We start from the raw sequence: 18,155 nt of genomic DNA, 5'->3' as shown, positions 1-18,155 counted from the left end.
GCAGAACCCGGGATCGCAAGACGAGAATGGCGCCTTATTCTGACAACGATCCCGGATCGGCTCACGCCGTCCGGGATGACGCTTAAGATCAAGCCGGCAACGGCAAGCGCTTTCCTGCCTCTGCTTCATTCGCGGCCTTGCCGGTGGTCACGGTCCGCGGCAACTCCTCTTCGCCTGTTGCCACCTTCAGGCAACGCACCACGCCATCGCGCATCGACGAGACGTAGTAATCAGCACCCAGGGTCGCGCGCATCGCCTCGCTTTTCAAAACAGCATCCTCCGCAGGCCACAAGCCGACAAGAATCGGAGCCTTCGGAGCCTGCTTTCTCAAGCGGCGCAGCAGATAGCGCAGATGCGCGGGCGTGCCGCTGATCTCGAGATAGCTGATGCAGATCATCTGCACGCCGGTCATATCGAGATTGTAGATCGTCGAGCGTGATACCGCCTCGTGCGGCACGAGACGGCTTCCCAGCCCGTGCTTGTTCAGGAGCTGCGCCAGCATCTCAGAGGCTGCCTCGTCCAGCGGGCCACGACCCGCGATGCACATGACCGCGCCTTCCGCTTTCCACTCCTCGGAGATCTTATCTTCGTGGGGCATCTCGCTTTTGACGGCAGGTTCCTTGATGGATGGCTTCTCGCTTTGCGGCGAGGCTACAGGCTCGTCCTTGGTCGCGTGCGGCTTGGGCTCCACATCGTCATGGCTGCCGAGATCCTGCACGAGCGCGTGGATCACATTGCGCACCTGATCGAGTTGGCGATGAGTGAGCACGCCGCGCGTGGCATCGTTGGCCGCAAGCTGCAATCCTCTGAGCGCGACCTCGTCGTAATACGAGGTGAGCGAGCGCTCCTTCAGCAAAAGCTCCGCCGATTCCAGCGCCTCGTCGGGATCGCCAGCGAGCATGCGCTGGTAGAGGTTCTCTGCAGGCGTCAATGCCGGTCTGTCTCCGAGCAGCACATCGAGAAATTCGAGCCGCTCCACGTGCCGCCCCAGCACCACGAGACAGAGAGTGAGTGGCGTTGCGATGAGGAGACCCACGGGGCCCCAGATCCATGTCCAGAAGATCGCGGAGATCACGACAGCGAACGGCGAGAGGCCAGTGCTCTGTCCATAGACCACCGGCTCGACCACATGGCCCATCAGAGGCTCGCCGATGAGGAACAGCGCGAGCGTCATCAGCGCCATGGACCAGCCCGGATCGACGGCGGCGGCGAGCAGGATCGGAGGCGCCGCAGCCACGAAGGAACCGATATAGGGCACGAAGCGCATGAGCGCGGCGAAGACTCCCCACAAAGCGGGGCTCGGCACTCCGATGGCCCATAGGCCCAAGCCTGCTACCACGCCAAAGCTCGCGTTCAAGGCGAGCTGCGTGAGGAAATAGCGGCTCAAGCGCCGCGCCGCATCGTCCATGGCCACCGTGGTGCGGTGCAGGTCGCTCGACCCGAACAGGCGGATCATGCGGTCGCGCAGATCCTCCCGCTGCATGAGAATGAAGACAAGCACCACGAACACGATGCCCATGGTCGCCAGCGGCGCGAGCAGTGGCAGCAGGACATTGCGCGCAACTTCAGCCGGCGTCGGGTCGGGCTGGTGCACCTCGACGGGCAGAGGCTGCGCCTCGGCCGGCGCGGGCTCCGCCTGGGTGGCGGGGGCAGGCGGGTTTGTACCCTCGGGCGGCTTATCGCTCACGGCCCTGTCGAAGTGGCGGCCGAAATCCTTGAGCATGGCGGGAAACCTGCCCAGCGTGCCCTCGCGCAGGGAGCCGACCTTCCGCTCGATGGTGGTCTGGTAGCGAGGAACATCGGAGGCCAGCCCAGCCAGCTGGAAGCCGATGAGGCTGCCGAGAGAGACGATGATGCCAAGGGTCACCAGAACGGCGACGATGACCGACGGCACCCGTCCCAGATGCCATCTGCGCATCACATCCACGAAGGGGGCGAGCACGAAGGCCAGGAGAATGGCGAGAACGACGGGCAGGAAGACCTCCTTGCCCACATAAAGCGCCGCCAGCACGACCACGCCCACCGCCAGGGTGAGCAGGCCGGACAGGCCTGGGACGCCGGGAGGCTGAACCTCCGTTTCCGGGGGCGGCACGGGTTTGAGCGAAGAGGACATCGTTTCCAGGGTCTCGGGCTGCACTGGGGAAAATCCCGCAGCTCTGAACAACGTATGGAACCCGCAAAACGATCCTTGGCCGTTGGTGAAAGGGGATATTGAGACGTTTTGCCATCTGGGACCGGGCGGGAGCCGAACCCATCTCAAGAGACATCAACGGCTTCATTCCCGCGAATTTCATTCCATGTCGCTCACGAGACGCAGCCTTCTGGTCGGTGGCGCCCTTGCCGCCTCGACCTCCCTTCATGCCCAACAGGATAGACCCTCGACGATGCCGCTTCAGGAAAAGCGCAACAGCTTCACCAGCGGCGGCAAGACCATTGCCGTCGAAACCTTTCAAACCCCAGGCTCCGGGCCGCGTCCGGCGGTGCTCATGCTGCATGGCGCGGACGGACTGGGATACAACACGCAGTATCGTGAGGGCGCGCGCAGCGTAGCCGCTGCCGGCTATCAGGTTCACCTGGTCCATTATCTCGACCGCACGGGCGAGAGGCGGGCCTCCTTCGCCACCCTGTTCCAGAATTTCATGCCCTGGATGAACACGGTGCAGGATGCCCTCGGCTTCGCGGCAACGTATCCGGGCGTGGATGCGGGCCGCATCGGCATCGTCGGCATTTCCTTGGGCGCCGCGCTTGGACTTGCGGTGTCCTCGACGGATAAGCGCGTGAAGACCCTCGTGACCTATTTCGGCCCCCTGCCTGAAGGAGCGATCGCAACCACCTCGCGTCTGCCGCCGACCCTTGTTCTGCATGGCTCGGCCGATCACATCGTGCCGGTTGCGAACGCCTATGCGGTGGAAGCCCTTCTACGCCAGCAGAACGTGCCGCACGAGGTAAAGGTCTATCCTGGCCAGGGTCACGGCTTCAGGGGCGCCGCCGAGAAGGACGCCACGCAGCGGGCGCTCGCCTTCCTGCGCCGGCACCTGGTGGGGAACGACGCCGCGCCTCTTCCGATGGGCGGTTGAGGCGGCTACAACAGGGATCACGCATCAATTCACGGAGCATGATGGCATGGCCTCGAGCGCGAACCTCTCGAACAATCCCCTTCTCGCCACCTGGAACACGCCTTTCGGCCTTCCCCCCTTCGAGAGCATCACGCCCGACCATTACAAGCCGGCCTTCGATACAGCGCTGGCAGAGCAGCAGGCCGAGATCGCTGCAATCGCGGAGAGCAGCGAGGAGCCGAGCTTCGCCAACACCATCGAGGCCATGGAGAAGAGCGGCGCGAGCCTCAAGCGCGTGGGCGGCGTGTTCTTCAATCTTGCGGGCTCGCACACCAACGACGCGATCCAGGCGGTGGAGCGCGAGATGGCGCCGATCCTCGCCAAGCACCGCAACAGCATCTTCATGAACGAGGCGCTCTACAAGCGCGTCGCAGTGCTCTACGACAAGCGTGAAAGCCTCGGTCTCACTGCCGAGCAGGCGCGCGTGCTCGACCGCTACCACACCATTTTTGTGCGCGCGGGCGCGAAGCTGCAGGGCGAGAGCAAGAAGCGTCTCGCCGCCATCACCGAGCGTCTCGCCTCGCTCGGCACGCAATTCTCGCAGAATGTGCTTGCGGACGAGAAGTCCTATCAGCTCGTGCTGGAGACGGAAGACGACCTTGCAGGCCTTCCCTCCTTCTTGCGCGAAGCGGCGGCACAGGCTGCGGAAGAGCGCGGGCTGAAGGGCAAATACGTCATCACCCTGTCTCGCTCCAGCATCGAGCCCTTCCTGCAATTCTCCAAGCGCCGCGACCTGCGCGAGCAGGCCTTCAAGGGCTGGGCCCTGCGCGGCGACAACAACAACGACACCGACAACAAGGCGATCATCGCCGAAATGGCGGCCTTGCGCGTCGAGCGCGCGAAGCTTCTGGGCTACGAGACCTTCGCCGATTTCAAGCTCTCCGACACCATGGCGAAGACGCCGGATGCGGTGCAGAAGCTCCTGAACGACGTGTGGGCGCCTGCCCGCGCCCGCGCGCAAGAGGAGCGCGATGATCTGCAGGCGCTGGCCCAATCGCAGGGCGACAACATCGTCATCGAGCCGTGGGACTGGCGCTTCTATTCGGATCAGGTGCGCTTGGCGCGTCACAATCTCGATGAGGCGACCATCAAGCCGTATTTCCAGCTCGACCGCATCATCGAAGCTTCCTTCGAGACCGCGCATCGCCTCTTCGGCCTGAGCTTCAACGAGCTGAAGGATTTCCCGAAATATCATCCCGACATCCGCGCGTGGGAAGTGCTGGACGCGAACGGCAATCACATCGGCACCTTCATCGGCGATTACTTCGCCCGATCCTCCAAGCGCAGTGGCGCATGGATGAGTGCCTTCCGCTCGCAGGAAAAGCTCACCGGCGACATCCGTCCGATCATCGTGAATGTGATGAACTTTGCCAAGGGCAGCCCAGGCGAACCGTCGCTCTTGAGCTTCGACGATGCGCGCACACTCTTCCACGAATTCGGACATGGCCTGCACGGCCTTCTCTCGAACGTGACCTATCCGCTGCTCGCGGGCACCTCCGTATCGACGGACTTCGTGGAGCTTCCCTCGCAGCTCTACGAACACTGGCTGTCGCAACCCGAGATCCTGCGCCGCTACGCCACCCATTACCGGACCGGAGAGCCGATTCCGGAAGAGCTGCTCGAACGTCTGATGGCCGCGCGCAATTTCAACCAGGGCTTTGCCACGGTGGAATATCTCGCCTCCGCCTTCGTCGATCTGGAGCTGCATCGCCGCAAGGATGTAACGGGTCTCGACGTTTCGGCCTTCGAGAAGGAAACGCTGGAGAAGATCGGCATGCCACGCGAGATCATCATGCGCCACCGCACGCCGCATTTCCTGCACGTGTTCTCAGGCGACGGCTATTCCTCGGGTTATTACAGCTATCTCTGGTCGGAGGTTCTGGACGCCGATGCCTTCGTGGCCTTCGAGGAAACGGGCGATGCCTTCAACAAGGACATGGCGGAGAAGCTGAAGCGCTTCATCTATTCCGCGGGCAATCTGCGCGATCCGGCCGAGGCCTATACCGCCTTCCGTGGTCGACTGCCGACGGCAGACGCGCTTTTGGCCAAGCGTGGACTGGCGGCCTAGTAAGAAACGGCAGGCGCGAAAGCGCCTGCTATACCAAAGTGGGAAGAACCTGCTTTATCCGCCGGGTCATGCGAAAATGCATGCGCACTTTCTGCGGCATCCTTATCGGTGGAGATACTTCCTTCGGCTGAGACTTCGCCGCGGCAGAGCTCTGACGCAGAACGCTCAAGAGGAAAGCCGTTCCCTTGGGATCGATTTCCAAGGCTTTCGCATCGAGCACGGGCATCGAGGGCATTCCCTTCTCTTTCGTGTTTTTACGGAACGCAACGCCTGCAGGAAAAACGGCCAACTTGTGGCAAAGTTCCCATCTAGCTCGAGAACCGCAACTCGCTGACTTGCCTTGAAACCTGCCCCGGCTCGAGTATTGACGATGGAAAATGGGCATTATTGGGGCTATCCGGAAACCGCTGTGGCTCCAGGCAGAGCCCCGCATGACGCCCATATTTCGCACCGTTCAAACCTGCGACGGGGATGTCGATCATGTGCCCGGCATAGAACTGAACGCCGGGCTCCGTCGTCCATAGCTCCATGCTCATACCGTTCTTCGGCGATTGAAGAAACGCCGCCTGACGGAGTACCCCGTAAGGGCCGCGCAGCACGTAATTCGTATCGTAGAGTGTGTCGTCGTTGATCAGTTCCGCGCCGATGGGCCTCGCGCTCGTGAAGTCGTAGGCAGAATCCGCCACGCGCAGGATCTCGCCGGAGGGAATCAGATCGGGATGCGTCGGCGTGATGTAATCTCCCGCGATCATCAGGCGATGGGAGAGAATGTCCGCGCTGCCGTCGAGATTGAAATAGCCATGCGTGGTGAGATTGACCGGCGTCGGCTTGTCGGTCGTGGCTGTGAGTTCGATCCGCAAAGTGGATGAGGACAGAAGCGTGTAGGTACAGGTGGCGATCAGCCGTCCCGGATAGCCCATGTCGCCGTCTTCAGAAACGAGGCTCAAGGTGACGCTTGTTTGGCTATGATCGGCGATGCTCCAAAGCTTCGTGCCGAAACCCATGGAGCCGCCATGGAGTTGGTTTGCGCCCTCATTGGCATCGAGCTTGTAGGTCTCGCCGTTCAGCGTGAACTGCGCTCGCCCGATGCGGTTGGCGTGCCGTCCCACGATGGCGCCGAAATAGGGCGAGTGGGCAACGTAATCCTCGATGGAATTCAGCCCCAGTAGCACGCCCTGCGGCCCGCTCTTGGTGGGAACGATGAGCTCACGCATCACCGCGCCCCAGGTGAGCACGCGCATCGTAACGCCATCGGGCCCGGTGAGCGTGATCTGAAAGACGTCTTCTCCGCCGACAGAACCAAATCGTTCAATCGTCATGGCATCATCCTTCGAAGATTTTGGTCTTGAGTCCGCGGATGCCGCCGGTCTCGACCTTGAAGAGATGACCCGCCATGGGATCCACATGCGGATCATGGCCGATAGCGGCGGTGGTGATGTAGAGCGTCGTCAGGTCCGGTCCGCCGAAGGCGCATTTCGTCACCTGCGCGGTCGGCACCGGCACGGTGCGCTCCACCGATCCGTCGGGCGCGAAGCGCGTGATGCGCGATCCGCCCCAATGACACACCCACACATAACCCTCCGCATCGACCGCCATGCCGTCGGGATGGCCCCAGCCCTTCTCGAACTGAACGAAGCGGCGGTGCTCGCCGATCTGCCCGTCATTCGCGTCGAAAGCGTAGATCGTGCCGTTCACGGAATCGGTGCCGTAGAGCACCTGCCCGTCATGACTGAAGGCGGGGCCGTTGGTGACGATGAAACCGGAATGGAACTGGCTCAGCTCCTTGCCGTCCCAGCGCCAGAACGATCCGCTCTCGTCCGTCTCGTCATCATGCATGGTACCGAAATAGATCGCGCCATCGGGACCGACGTAACCATCGTTGATGCGGTTGCCGGGCAAATCCTTCTCCGGCGCAACGATAGGCTCCACCGCACCTGTCTTCAGGTTGAAGCGGCCAAGGCCCGATTTGAAGCCCGCCACCACCACATCCGGATCGGGCGTGAGCGCAATGAAGCCGATGCGCTCCGGCGCTGCAATGCGCGAATGCTCGTTGGTGTCGGGATGATAGCGCCACACGGCCGGGTTCTTGATGTCGACCCAGAACAGGGTGCTGGAGCGCTCGTCCCACACGGGCCCTTCGCCGAGCATGCAGGCGCTCGCCACCGCCACATGCGGCATATGAGGGTGAACGGTCGGATTGGTCATGATGTCCCCTTTTGGAAGAGAAGCGCCTGCCGCTAACGAGCACAGGGCGAAAGCGGTTCACTCAGGCCTTAGCTGCAGCCGCGATGCGCTTTGCCAAGGCCACGAGGCTCAAATCAGAGCCTGCCGGTCCCATGATGGAGAGCCCGAAAGGCGCACCGAGGCGTGAGGCGAGCGGAATCGAGACCTGCGGCAGGCCGGAAAGCACCGACAGGCAGAGCAGGTTCAATGCGTTGTTGCGGTAATCGTTGAGCGCCTCGTCGCTCTCGGAGAGCAGCGGCGCCACATCGGGCATGGTGGGAAGAATCAGTACCGTGTCCCGGGGCAGCAGGGCGTTGAACCGCGCCCGGAAGGCGCTGCGAATCACCTGCGCCTCGGTCACCTGGGCATCGGTGACGCCGCGCGAGAATTCGAACCGATCCGCCACGCCCGGCCCCAGGGGTGGATGATAGCGCTCGATCATCGGCCCATCGACGCCCCAGGCCTCGCGGCTCTGGATGTAGCGCATGGTCCAGTAGAGAGCCGTAAAGCCCTCGGTCGCGGCCGTCACGTTCTCATAGGCACCGAGCAGCGCCTCGATCCCCTTGATCGCCGGTGCAAGAGTTTCCCGCACATCCGGGCTTAAAAGGCCGAAGGCATCCTTCGCCAGAAGGAGCTTCGGCTGGGGCGAGACGGGATTATCGTCGATCCCGAGCAGAACCTCGCCCACCCGCATGAATGTATCGCCGTCGCGGGTGAAGTAGCCGCAGGTGTCGAAGGAGGGTGCGAGATCGTGGCAGAGCTCCAGGCTCACGCGCCCATGGGTGGGGCGGATACCGAAGAGGCCGCAATGGCTGGCCGGCGCGCGTACCGAGCCACCCGTATCGGTGCCAAGGGCAAAATCGCAGAGCCCGTTGGAAACGGCCGCTGCCGAACCCGAGGAGGAGCCGCCTGGAATGCGGCCCGGCGCGCCGCCATTCACCGGGGTGCCGAAATGGGCGTTCTTGCCGCTCATGGAAAAGGCCAGCTCGTCCGTGATCGTCTTGCCCACGAGCCGCGCCCCCGCATCGAGGAGCTTTTGGACGGTCGGAGCCGTGCGGGTCTTGATGCCGGACATGGCCAGCATGTGTGGCGATCCGGCGCTCGTCGGGTAGCCTGCCACGTCGAACAGGTCCTTGGCCGCGAAGGTTAGGCCCGAGAGCGGGCCGCTTGCGGCATGGGGCACGACGGCGGCAGGATAGGGCATGAAGGCGCGAGCGGGATCGGCATCGAGAAGCATGAGACCTCAGGGGCATGAGGGAACGAGGGCCGCGAATGTGTCATTCCTCCCCTGACCCAGGCAAGGCATGATTCCGCGAAGCTTGGCAGTTTGGACTTTCTTCCGGCCAGGATTGGCCCTACATCCTCGCCCATCCTTGAAACAGGAAAGATATCATGACGAAGGCATCGATGACCCGCTGGCTGGCCCTCGGATTATCCCTCGCGCTCCTGAGCCCCGCAGCGCAGGCCCAGCAGGCTTCGATCAAGCTCGGCGAGCTCAATTCCTATGCCCGGCAGGCGGCCTTCACCGTGCCCTATCGCAGCGGCTGGCAGATGGCGCTCGATGAGATCAACGCCAAGGGCGGGGTTCTCGGCCGCAAGCTCGAGATCGTCTCCCGCGACGACGGCGGAACCACGAGCGATGCCACCCGCGTGGCGGACGAACTGGTGACCCGCGAAGGCGCGGTTCTGCTCTTCGGCTCGTTCCTGTCCAATGTGGGCGTGGCCATGGCGGATTACGCCAACCAGAAGAAGATCGTCTACATCGCCGCCGAGCCGCTCACCGACGCCATCACCATGGCGCAGGGCAACCGCTACACCTTCCGCATTCGTCCCAACAATTCCATGCAGGTCGGCATGCTCATGGAGCAGGCCAAGGCCTCAGGCGTGAAGCGCTGGGCGATCGTCGCGCCGAATTACGAATTCGGCCAGTCGGCGGCGGGAGCCTTCAAGCGCCTGCTGAAAGAACAGATCCCCGATGCCGAGATCGTCGCCGAGCAATATCCGGCCCTCGGCAAGATCGAGGCCGGCGCAACCGTCTCCGCGCTGGAGCAGGCCAAGCCCGAGGGCATCTTCAACGTGCTCTTCGGCCCCGACCTCACGCAATTCGTGCGCGAGGGCAACACGCGCGGCCTCTTCGAGAAGAAAACTGTTCTCTCACTGCTCACCGGCGAGCCCGAATGGCTTTTGCCTCTGAAGGATGAAGTGCCGGAAGGCTGGACCGTGACCGGCTATCCATGGGACGAGATCAAGGATCCCAAGCACAAGGCCTTCATCGATGCCTATCGCGCGAAGTTCAACGACACGCCGCGCCTCGGCTCGCTGCTCGGTTATATGGTGGTCTATATGATCCGCGACACCATCGAGCGCGCAGGCTCCACCGACACCGAAGCGCTGATCAAGGCGATGGAGGATGCGAAGTTCGACACGGTCATCGGCCCCGTCACCATGCGCGGGCTAGACAATCAGGCCACCATGGGAGCCTGGGTCGGCAAGCTCGTGCTCAAGGGTGCGAATGGTGGCATGACGGATTGGTCCTACAAGGACGGCACGTCGTTCATGCCGAGCGAGGCCGAGGTGAAGGCCGCGCGGAAGGATTGATGATTTGAGACAGGCGCGCACGACCGGCACCCGTTGAGAGGACAGGACATGGATCTTTCCTTCCTCGCCATCCAGGCTCTCAACGGGCTCTCCAGCGCCTCGTCCCTCTTCATCACCGCCTGCGGCCTCACGCTCGTCTTCGGCGTCACGCGGATCGTGAACTTCGCGCACGGTTCGCTCTACATGATCGGCGCGTACACAGCCGCGACGCTCGTGCCGCGACTGCTCGAACTTCAATTCGGCCCGCTCACATTCTGGGCCGGCATTCTTCTCTCCGCTCTCATCGTCGGCCTGATCGGCGTGCTGATCGAGGTTCTGCTCCTGCGTCGCATTTACGGCGCGCCGGAACTGTTCCAGTTGCTTGCTACCTTCGGCATCGTGCTCGTGGTGCAGGATCTCACGATCCTGATCTTCGGACCCGAGGACATCTTAGGACCACGCGCACCGGGCCTGCGCGCACCCGTCGAGATTCTCGGACGACGCTTTCCATCCTACGAACTCGTGCTGATAGCCGCAGGCCCCGTGGTGCTCGGCCTTGTGTGGTTTCTCCTGCGCAAGACGCGCTTCGGCGTGCTGGTGCGCGCGGCGACGCAGGACCGTGAGATGATCGCGGCACTCGGCATCAATCAGGCGCTGCTCTTCACCGGCACGCTTTTTCTCGGCGCGTTTCTCGCAGGGCTTGGCGGCGCTCTGCAGATTCCGCGCGTGTCGGCCCATGCGGGCATGGATCTCTCCATCATCGCCGAGGCCTTCGTCGTCACGGTCGTCGGCGGCATGGGCAGCGTGCCCGGCGCTTTTCTCGCGGCCCTGATCATCGGGCAATTGCAGGCCTTCGGCATTCTCATCTTCCCGAAGAGCACGCTCGTCGTCGTCTTCCTGCTCATGGCCGTCGTTCTCGCCATTCGTCCCAACGGTTTCTTCGGTCGCCCGGAAGTGATCGGCGGCACCCATGCGGTGGGCATCGCAAGCCGCAAGCGCTCTGTCCTCACGCCCTTCCTGTGGGTGGCCGTGATGGGCGCTCTCATCAGTCTTCCGCTCATCGGCGATGCCTATGTGCTCAAGGTCACGACGGAGATCCTGATCTTCGCGCTCTTCGCCTTCAGCCTGCAGCTTCTCATCGGCGTGAGCGGCGTCGTGAGCTTCGGCCATGCCGCCTTCTTCGGTCTCGGCGCCTACGGCGCGGCGCTCAGCCTGAAATGGTTCGCGCTGCCGATGGAAGCAGCGCTTCCCGCAGGCCTCCTGCTTGCAGCTTTGGGCGCGCTGATCATCGGTGCTTTCGTCGTGCGCCTGTCCGGCATCTACCTCGCCATGATGACGCTTGCCGCCGCACAGATCATCTATGCGGTTGCGTTCCAATGGGTGGAGGTGACCGGCGGCGACAACGGCATTGTCGGCGTGTGGCCCTCCGCTTGGGCAAGCGGGCCGGTTTTCTATTATCTGTTCACGCTCGCTGTCACTTCCATCGCGGTTTTTCTCATCATGCGCATCATCGACGCGCCCTTCGGCTATGCCTTGCGCGCCGCACGCGATTCCGAGCCGCGCTCCGAGGCCATCGGCCTGGGCGTGCGCCGCCATCGCTGGATCGCCTTCACGATTTCGGGCGCAGCCGCGGGCCTCGCGGGCGGCCTCTATGCGTTTTCACGCGGCTCGGTGGATCCCACCCTGCTCGGCATTCCCACCTCGGTCGATGCGCTGACCATGCTGCTCATCGGCGGCATTCAGACCATCACGGGCCCGCTTGTCGGTGCGGGCGTGCTGCATGTGCTGCGTGATCTGATCATGCCGCTGACATCGCTCTGGCGTCTGCTGCTGGGATTGAGCATCATCGCCATCGTTCTCATCTTCCCGCGCGGCATCGTGGGCAGCATTCGCGCATGGCGGGAGGATGCGGCATGACGCTTCTCTCCGTCCAGAAGCTCGCTAAGTCCTTCGGCGGCGTGACGGCCGCGCGCGATGTGAGCTTCTCGCTCGAACGCGGCGAGATGCTCGCCATCATCGGGCCGAACGGTGCCGGTAAATCCACCGTGTTCAACATGGTTGGCGGGCAGCTTCGTCCCGATCAAGGCTCGGTGCTTCTCAACGGAGAGAACATCACCACCGCCGCACCGCAAAAGCGTTTCCGCCTCGGCGTGGGACGCACCTTCCAGGTGGCACAGAGCTTTCTTTCCATGAGCGTCGCCGAGAATGTGCAGATGGCGCTCGTGAGCTGCAACCGCGAGAGCGCGGCCCTGTGGACTCCCGCGCGCCACCGTTACCGCGACGAAGCGTGCGCATTGCTGGAACAGCTCGGCATGGCGAGCGTGGCGGATCAGCCCTGCTCCGCGCTCGCCTATGGCGATGTGAAGCGCGTGGAGCTCGCCATCGCGCTTGCCGGGCAACCGAAGCTCCTGCTCATGGACGAGCCTACCGCAGGCATGGCCGCTCGCGAAAGAACGGAGCTGATGGACCTCACCGCCCAGATCGCGGACAAGAAAGGCATCGGCATTCTGTTCACCGAGCACGACATGGATGTGGTGTTCGGCCATGCGGAACGGGTGATCGTGCTCTTGCGAGGGCGGATCATCGCCACCGGCTCACCGGAGGAGATCCGCCAGAACGAGGAGGTGCGGCGCGCTTATCTCGGCGACGAGCACGCGCTCGAGCGACCGAAGGGAGTGAGCCCCGCATGAGCACGCCCGCGCTTCTCGAAATCTGGAATCTCTCCGCCTCTTATGGCCGCGCGCAGGTGCTCTTCGGCCTCACCTTCGAATTGCGCGCAGGCGAAGTCCTGGCGCTTGTGGGCCGAAACGGCGCGGGCAAGACCACGACGCTGAAGGCCATTATGGGCCTCGTCTCCGCGACCGCCCAGAAAGCGACCTTCAAAGGACATTCTCTGGCGCGCCTGCCCACCTACAAGATCGCCCGTCTGGGCCTCGGCTATGTGCCGGAGGACCGGCGCATCTTCACCGACCTGACCGTGGACGAGAACCTGGAGGCGGGCCGCAAGGCCGCGGGGCCGGGCCGCTCCCCCTGGACGCCGGAGCGCCTGTTCCAGCTCTTCCCCAACCTTGCCGAGATGCGGGGGCGGCGCGGCAACCAGATGTCCGGCGGCGAGCAGCAGATGCTCACCATCGCCCGCACCCTCATGGGCAACCCGGACGCGATCCTGCTGGACGAGCCTTCCGAGGGCATCGCCCCCGTCATCGTGCAGACCATGGCGGAGGCCATCCGGGCCATGAAGGCGGAGGGCGTGGCCGTGCTGCTCTCCGAGCAGAACTGGGCCTTCGCCGCCGGCATCAGCGACCGCGCCATCGTGATCGAGCGGGGGGAAATGCGGTTTCAGGGTTCCATGGCCGAGCTGATGGCCGATGAGCGCCTGAGAGCCGATACGCTGGGGGTCTAGAAGACCGGCGATTAAGGAAACAAACGGGGCCGTTAAGCCATTGACGCGACGGGCTGAAAGGTCGATATGCAGCCCAAAGGCGGGGCTCCCCCGCCACTTCCCTGACTTCACGCGAAGGAATTCCCGCTTCATGGGCGTCATCCATGTGACCGACCGGGCCGGCCAGCGCCATACTCTCGAGGCCATCGAGGGCTGGCGGGTGATGGAGATCATCCGGGACTGGGGCCTGCCCATCGAAGGCCTGTGCGGCGGAGCCTGCGAATGCGCCACCTGCCACGTCTTCGTGGACGAGGCGTGGCTGGACAAGCTCTATCCGCCCACCGAGGAGGAAGAGGACCAGCTCGACACGGTGGTGACGAAGCCTAATTCCCGCCTCTCCTGCCAGATTCTCTGGACCCCGGAACTCGATGGCCTGGAGGTCACCCTCGCCCCCACGGGGAACTGACGCCCCTCCCTGCCGCATTGCCAAGACTGCGAGACCGTGCTTCGAAAGCGGTCTCTCGAAGGAGCCTGTTCATGACCGACCATATCGAAACGGACGTCGTCATCATCGGTGCCGGGCCCGTGGGCCTGTTCGCCGTGTTCGAGCTGGGGCTCCTCGACATCAAATGCCACCTCGTCGACATCCTGCCGAAGGTGGGCGGCCAATGCGCCGAACTTTATCCGGAAAAGCCGATCTATGACATTCCGGGCTTTCCGATGGTGACGGGCCAGGGGCTCGTCGACAACCTGATGGCGCAGATCGATCCGTTCCATCCCACCTTCCATTTCAACGAGATGGTGGAGAGCCTGGAATCCATCGGCACGCCCGAGGCTCCGCGCTTCCGCGTGAAGACCTCCGAGAACGGCACGACCTTCGAGTGCAAGGCCGTGGTCATCGCAGCGGGCGGCGGCTCCTTCCTGCCCAAGAAGCCGCCGATCGACAACATCGAGGCCTATGAGGGCACGAGCGTCTTCTATGCGGTCCGCAAGATGGAGATGTTCCGCGACAAGAAGATCCTCATCGTCGGCGGCGGCGATTCCGCGCTCGACTGGACCGTGAACCTGCAGCCCATCGCCAAGCGCCTCACGCTTCTTCACCGCCGCGACGCCTTCCGCGCCGCCCCGCATACGGTGGAAAAGATGCGCTCCCTCGTCGCCTCCGGCGACATGGACCTGCATCTCGGCCAGGTGTCTTCCCTCAAGGGAGAGAACCACGTGCTCAGCGGCGCCGTGATCCGCAAGGACGACGGTTCCGAGTTCACCGTGGATTGCGATGTGATGCTGCCCTTCTTTGGGCTCACCATGAAGCTCGGGCCGATTGCCGATTGGGGTCTGAACCTCCACGAGAACCTGATCCCCGTCGATACGGAAAAGTTCGAGACCAACGTTCCGGGCATCTTCGCCATCGGCGACATCAACACCTATCCCGGCAAGCTGAAGCTCATTCTCTCCGGCTTCCACGAAGGCGCGCTCGCGGCTCAGAAGATCCACCGCTACGTCTACCCCGAGAAGAAGCTGCTGTTCCAATACACGACGTCCTCCTCCAGCCTACAGAAGAAGCTGGGCGTCGCTGCTTAAATCTTTTCACACGCCAACCTCATCCTGAGGAGCATGCGCAGCAGGCGTCTCGAAGGAGGTTCCAGTGCGTTCTGGAACCTCCTTCGAGACGGATTGCTCAAGCAATCCTCCTCAGGATGAGGGCAGTTTCAGAGAGCGTAAGGAAGCACGCCTCTTGCGTAGCAGGCCCGTTCCTGAAACTCTGTCTTCATGACGAACCAACCCGATCTCAGCCTCGGCCGCCGCGTGATGGCGATGATCGAGGATCTGGCCCAGCACACGGACGAATACGGTCGCCTGACGCGGCTTTATCTCTCGCCCGCCCATCGCGCGGCAGCGGATTCGACGCTGGAAATCATGCGCAAGGCCGGGCTTTCGGCTCATATCGATGCCTTAGGCTCCGTGGTGGGCCGCCTCGACGGCTCGAACCCTTCCGCTCCCGCCCTTCTCATCGGCTCCCATATCGACAGCGTGGTCGATGCCGGACGCTATGACGGCAATCTCGGCGTCGTGCTCGGTATCGTCGTGGCCGAGGCGCTGAAGGCGGAAGGAATCGTGCCCTCCTGCCCCCTCGAGATCGTGGCCTTCGGTGACGAAGAGAATGTTCGCTTCCCCACCAATCTCTCCACCTCCTACGCCTTCGCCGGACGCTACGATGAAGCCTGGCTCGACGGCCGGGATGCGGATGGCATCGCCCTTCGCGATGCGCTGATCGCGTTCGGTGGCGATCCTCTCGGCGTCGCGGCGCTTGCGCGTGATCCCGCGCGTTATCGCGGTTATCTCGAAGTGCATATCGAGCAGGGCCCGCAGCTCGAAGCGCACGACCTTCCCGTCGGCATCGTCTCCGCCATCAACGGCATCACCCGCGCCCGCGCGCATGTGATCGGCGAAGCGGGTCATGCGGGCACCGTGCCGATGAACATGCGCCGCGATGCGTTGGCTGCTGTCGCCGAAATGATCGGCATCGTGGAGCGCGCCAGCTCCACGCGCACCGACACGGTGGCGACGGTGGGCGTGGCGCAGGTGCAGCCGGGCGCGATCAACGTCATTCCCGCGCGTGTCGACTTCACCCTCGATGCCCGCTCGCCCGACGATGCGGTGCGCCATGCCATGGTGCAGGACATCGTGACGGAATGCGAAGCGGCCGCGAAAAGGCGCGGCGTCACCTTCGCCATCGAGCCCTTCATGGAATCGCCCGCCACGCCCATGAGCAAGGATCTCATGGCGCAGCTGGAAGAAGCGGTGAGGAGCATCGGCGTCAAGCCGATGCAGCTTGCCTCCGGCGCGGGGCACGATGCGGTGGCCATGGCCAATCTCTGCCCTTCGGCAATGCTCTTCGTGCGCTGCAAGGGCGGAATCAGTCACAACCCGGCCGAGTCGATCACGGTCGAAGATGCAGATGCGGCGGCCCGCGTGTTGCTTACGGCCGTCAAAAGGATTGTTGCGTGAACTTCCATCTCGAGCTTCTGCCGAAGCCGCATAACATCGTCCGCCAGATCATCAATAACGGCCTCAACGATTTCAACCGCAGCACCCTCATGCCGGATCTGAGGATCGAGGACCTGGCCGTTGTGATCCGCGAACTCGAATCCAAGACCATTGTCGGCGGCCTGTGGGCTCATACGGGCTGGGAATGGCTGACGATTGAGGCGATCTTCGTACCCGAGAGTCTTCGCAGGCAGGGCATCGCGCAAAACCTCGTCGCCCTTGCGGAAGAGGAAGCGGTCAGTCGCGGCTGCCATTCGGCGTGGCTCGACACGCTCAATCCGGAGGCGATGCGCCTGTACGAACGGCTCGGCTATCAGCGCTTCGGTGAGCTGAAGGATTTTCCGAAAGGCGGAAGCCGGACGTTCCTGAGCAAGAGATTGATGGGCTCCGACGCAGCATGAGTGCTGTCGCCGACAACCCTTTGATCGAGATTCTCGATAAGGGAGATGAACAGCTTCACCGCATCATCCTCAACGGCATTCGCTCGTTCAACGAAAGGCTCTTCACCAATCAACCGCCTGGCCAGGACCTGACGATCGCGCTTCGCGATCCACGCACGGGCAAAGCAGTCGGCGGCCTTGTGAGCCGCATGTCAGGCGGATGGCTTGCCATCGAGATGATCTTCGTACCCGAGGAGTTTCGAGGCATGGGAGTGGCGACAAAACTGATCGCCATGGCGGAGAAGGAAGCCGTCAAGCGCGGTTGCCACTCGGCCTGGCTCGACACGGTGAGCGCCGAGGCCACGCGGCTTTACCAGCGCAATGGCTATGCGGTTTTTGGGGAGCTGAAGGATTATCCTGTCGGCTCCAGTCGTATGTTCCTGCAGAAGAGACTCGTGCCTTAAGCTGGCCATTCGTCGGACAGAATCGCCCAGCGTTCGTGATCGCGCCATTCGCCGTTGATCTTGAGATAGCGCGGCGAGAATCCTTCCTGCCGAAAACCGAGACGCTTCACCAAGGCGCGCGAGGGTTCGTTATCGGGCTGGATATTCGCCTCGATGCGATGCAAGCCGAGTTCCGTGAAAGCATGCGTGCTCACGAGGCCGACGGCCTCATTCATCAGGCCTCTGCCATTCATACCGGCAACACCGTAATAGCCCATATACGTGCTTTGAAAGAAGCCGCGCACGATCTCGCTCAAGTTGACGACGCCGACGATCCTGTTGCTCTCGCGTTCGCGCGCGATGAAACCCATGGATCGATCGCCGTCGCAGCGCGAGAGATAGCCCTGAAAGCTCGCGGCATCGCGGCATGGTGAAACCCACGGCTCGTGCAGCGCGATGCTCGCCAGGTTCGCTGCAACCAGTTCGGCCCCATCCGACGATTGGACTCTGCTAATCGTAACGCGAGGCAACATGCGATTCATCTCCGTTTCAGGAACCATGGCTTAAAGATCTCGTTGTCGTCGGTCTTCCCCAACGAAGGATTGGATCATGCGAGCTTTTATCATCCCTGCCATCGCTGTCGTGCTCGGCGCCGGTTTTCTCAGCTTCGCTCCGGACGCGCAAGCCCGTTTCAGCCCGCAGCGGATCGAAGCGCCATCCCTCGTCGATACCGTCGCCTGCGTGAACCGCAGGATGCGCACGATGCGCCCCAACGGCCGCGTCGTCTATCGCACGGTCCGCCGCTGCGGCGTGCCGGCCTGGCAGATCAGAGACCGCCGTTGCCGCATCGTTCAGGAGCGCGTCTATCGTGCGAACGGCAGCGTGGTGGTGCGCAACGTGCGCCGCTGCCGCTAAACT

The 18,155-nt window shown here is 63.1% G+C and carries 17 protein-coding genes; 12 read left to right on the top strand and 5 right to left on the bottom strand.

What is annotated here, in order from left to right; translation table 11 throughout:
* Window positions 1-88: 88 nt before the first annotated feature.
* Window positions 89-2,113: an AI-2E family transporter gene (locus MJ639_RS06705; protein ID WP_243369528.1), complete on the bottom strand. Its 2,025-nt coding sequence runs from the start codon at window positions 2,111-2,113 to the stop codon at window positions 89-91.
* A gap of 184 nt (window positions 2,114-2,297) precedes the next feature.
* Between MJ639_RS06705 and MJ639_RS06700 the strand changes: the two genes are divergently transcribed.
* Window positions 2,298-3,077 (top strand): dienelactone hydrolase family protein, encoded by a 780-nt coding sequence (locus MJ639_RS06700; RefSeq protein ID WP_243369527.1) that lies wholly within the window; start codon window positions 2,298-2,300, stop codon window positions 3,075-3,077.
* Between the two features lie 46 nt (window positions 3,078-3,123).
* On the top strand, window positions 3,124-5,184 hold the full coding sequence (locus MJ639_RS06695; protein WP_243369526.1) for a M3 family metallopeptidase: 2,061 nt from the start codon (window positions 3,124-3,126) through the stop codon (window positions 5,182-5,184).
* A gap of 308 nt (window positions 5,185-5,492) precedes the next feature.
* Here the strand turns inward: MJ639_RS06695 and MJ639_RS06690 are convergent, their stop codons facing one another.
* From MJ639_RS06690 to MJ639_RS06680, 3 genes are all read right to left on the bottom strand, one after another.
* Window positions 5,493-6,503 (bottom strand): aldose epimerase family protein, encoded by a 1,011-nt coding sequence (locus MJ639_RS06690; RefSeq protein WP_243369525.1) that lies wholly within the window; start codon window positions 6,501-6,503, stop codon window positions 5,493-5,495.
* Window positions 6,504-6,507: 4 nt separating this feature from the next.
* Entirely contained in the window at window positions 6,508-7,389 is an 882-nt protein-coding gene (locus MJ639_RS06685) for an SMP-30/gluconolactonase/LRE family protein (protein WP_243369524.1), read from the bottom strand.
* Between the two features lie 61 nt (window positions 7,390-7,450).
* Window positions 7,451-8,644, bottom strand: coding sequence for an amidase (locus MJ639_RS06680; RefSeq protein ID WP_243369523.1), 1,194 nt, complete (start codon window positions 8,642-8,644; stop codon window positions 7,451-7,453).
* A gap of 155 nt (window positions 8,645-8,799) precedes the next feature.
* On the opposite strand from MJ639_RS06680, the gene MJ639_RS06675 reads away from it, so the two are divergent.
* The 9 genes from MJ639_RS06675 (at window position 8,800) to MJ639_RS06635 (ending at window position 17,258) form a co-directional block, all read left to right on the top strand.
* Entirely contained in the window at window positions 8,800-10,005 is a 1,206-nt protein-coding gene (locus tag MJ639_RS06675) for an ABC transporter substrate-binding protein (protein ID WP_243369522.1), read from the top strand.
* Between the two features lie 48 nt (window positions 10,006-10,053).
* A complete protein-coding gene (locus tag MJ639_RS06670) occupies window positions 10,054-11,901 on the top strand; it encodes an ABC transporter permease (RefSeq protein WP_243369521.1) in 1,848 nt (615 codons plus the stop codon).
* Window positions 11,898-12,674, top strand: coding sequence for an ABC transporter ATP-binding protein (locus MJ639_RS06665; protein ID WP_243369520.1), 777 nt, complete (start codon window positions 11,898-11,900; stop codon window positions 12,672-12,674). The genes MJ639_RS06670 and MJ639_RS06665 overlap by 4 nt, the downstream gene beginning before the upstream one ends.
* A complete protein-coding gene (locus tag MJ639_RS06660; RefSeq protein WP_243369519.1) occupies window positions 12,671-13,387 on the top strand; it encodes an ABC transporter ATP-binding protein in 717 nt (238 codons plus the stop codon). The genes MJ639_RS06665 and MJ639_RS06660 overlap by 4 nt, the downstream gene beginning before the upstream one ends.
* A gap of 130 nt (window positions 13,388-13,517) precedes the next feature.
* Window positions 13,518-13,832, top strand: a complete 315-nt coding sequence (locus MJ639_RS06655; protein WP_243369518.1) for a 2Fe-2S iron-sulfur cluster-binding protein — start codon at window positions 13,518-13,520, stop codon at window positions 13,830-13,832.
* A 71-nt stretch (window positions 13,833-13,903) separates the two neighbouring features.
* A complete protein-coding gene (locus tag MJ639_RS06650; protein ID WP_243369517.1) occupies window positions 13,904-14,947 on the top strand; it encodes an NAD(P)/FAD-dependent oxidoreductase in 1,044 nt (347 codons plus the stop codon).
* A 189-nt stretch (window positions 14,948-15,136) separates the two neighbouring features.
* A complete protein-coding gene (locus tag MJ639_RS06645) occupies window positions 15,137-16,375 on the top strand; it encodes an allantoate amidohydrolase (protein ID WP_243369516.1) in 1,239 nt (412 codons plus the stop codon).
* Window positions 16,372-16,815 carry a GNAT family N-acetyltransferase gene (locus MJ639_RS06640; protein WP_243369515.1) on the top strand — a complete coding sequence of 148 codons (444 nt, stop codon included), beginning with the start codon at window positions 16,372-16,374 and terminating at the stop codon, window positions 16,813-16,815. The genes MJ639_RS06645 and MJ639_RS06640 overlap by 4 nt, the downstream gene beginning before the upstream one ends.
* Window positions 16,812-17,258: a GNAT family N-acetyltransferase gene (locus MJ639_RS06635; protein WP_243369514.1), complete on the top strand. Its 447-nt coding sequence runs from the start codon at window positions 16,812-16,814 to the stop codon at window positions 17,256-17,258. The genes MJ639_RS06640 and MJ639_RS06635 overlap by 4 nt, the downstream gene beginning before the upstream one ends.
* Here MJ639_RS06635 and MJ639_RS06630 read toward each other — a convergent pair.
* Window positions 17,255-17,770, bottom strand: coding sequence for a GNAT family N-acetyltransferase (locus MJ639_RS06630; RefSeq protein WP_243369513.1), 516 nt, complete (start codon window positions 17,768-17,770; stop codon window positions 17,255-17,257). The genes MJ639_RS06635 and MJ639_RS06630 overlap by 4 nt on opposite strands.
* Before the next feature lie 76 nt (window positions 17,771-17,846).
* Here MJ639_RS06630 and MJ639_RS06625 point away from each other — a divergent pair, with 76 nt between their 5' ends.
* Window positions 17,847-18,152 carry a hypothetical protein gene (locus MJ639_RS06625; protein ID WP_243369512.1) on the top strand — a complete coding sequence of 102 codons (306 nt, stop codon included), beginning with the start codon at window positions 17,847-17,849 and terminating at the stop codon, window positions 18,150-18,152.
* Window positions 18,153-18,155: the final 3 nt, after the last annotated feature.

The sequence above is a fragment of the Microvirga solisilvae genome (assembly GCF_022808595.1).
In the GTDB taxonomy this organism is placed as follows: Bacteria; Pseudomonadota; Alphaproteobacteria; order Rhizobiales; family Beijerinckiaceae; genus Microvirga; species Microvirga solisilvae.
The sequence above is the reverse complement of the archived record's forward strand: the minus strand, read 5'-3'. Positions and strand labels throughout refer to the sequence as shown.

Bases quoted from the DNA above. Each gene is read 5' to 3' on its own strand.
- MJ639_RS06660 (WP_243369519.1), top strand. From the start codon at position 12,671: ATGAGCACGCCCGCGCTTCTCGAAATCTGGAATCTCTCCGCCTCTTAT.
- MJ639_RS06695 (WP_243369526.1), top strand. From the start codon at position 3,124: ATGGCCTCGAGCGCGAACCTCTCGAACAATCCCCTTCTCGCCACCTGG.
- MJ639_RS06705 (WP_243369528.1), bottom strand. From the start codon at position 2,113: ATGTCCTCTTCGCTCAAACCCGTGCCGCCCCCGGAAACGGAGGTTCAG.
- MJ639_RS06645 (WP_243369516.1), top strand. From the start codon at position 15,137: ATGACGAACCAACCCGATCTCAGCCTCGGCCGCCGCGTGATGGCGATG.
- MJ639_RS06700 (WP_243369527.1), top strand. From the start codon at position 2,298: ATGTCGCTCACGAGACGCAGCCTTCTGGTCGGTGGCGCCCTTGCCGCC.
- MJ639_RS06635 (WP_243369514.1), top strand. From the start codon at position 16,812: ATGAGTGCTGTCGCCGACAACCCTTTGATCGAGATTCTCGATAAGGGA.
- MJ639_RS06690 (WP_243369525.1), bottom strand. From the start codon at position 6,503: ATGACGATTGAACGATTTGGTTCTGTCGGCGGAGAAGACGTCTTTCAG.
- MJ639_RS06655 (WP_243369518.1), top strand. From the start codon at position 13,518: ATGGGCGTCATCCATGTGACCGACCGGGCCGGCCAGCGCCATACTCTC.
- MJ639_RS06630 (WP_243369513.1), bottom strand. From the start codon at position 17,770: ATGTTGCCTCGCGTTACGATTAGCAGAGTCCAATCGTCGGATGGGGCC.
- MJ639_RS06665 (WP_243369520.1), top strand. From the start codon at position 11,898: ATGACGCTTCTCTCCGTCCAGAAGCTCGCTAAGTCCTTCGGCGGCGTG.
- MJ639_RS06675 (WP_243369522.1), top strand. From the start codon at position 8,800: ATGACGAAGGCATCGATGACCCGCTGGCTGGCCCTCGGATTATCCCTC.
- MJ639_RS06670 (WP_243369521.1), top strand. From the start codon at position 10,054: ATGGATCTTTCCTTCCTCGCCATCCAGGCTCTCAACGGGCTCTCCAGC.
- MJ639_RS06685 (WP_243369524.1), bottom strand. From the start codon at position 7,389: ATGACCAATCCGACCGTTCACCCTCATATGCCGCATGTGGCGGTGGCG.
- MJ639_RS06680 (WP_243369523.1), bottom strand. From the start codon at position 8,644: ATGCTTCTCGATGCCGATCCCGCTCGCGCCTTCATGCCCTATCCTGCC.
- MJ639_RS06625 (WP_243369512.1), top strand. From the start codon at position 17,847: ATGCGAGCTTTTATCATCCCTGCCATCGCTGTCGTGCTCGGCGCCGGT.
- MJ639_RS06650 (WP_243369517.1), top strand. From the start codon at position 13,904: ATGACCGACCATATCGAAACGGACGTCGTCATCATCGGTGCCGGGCCC.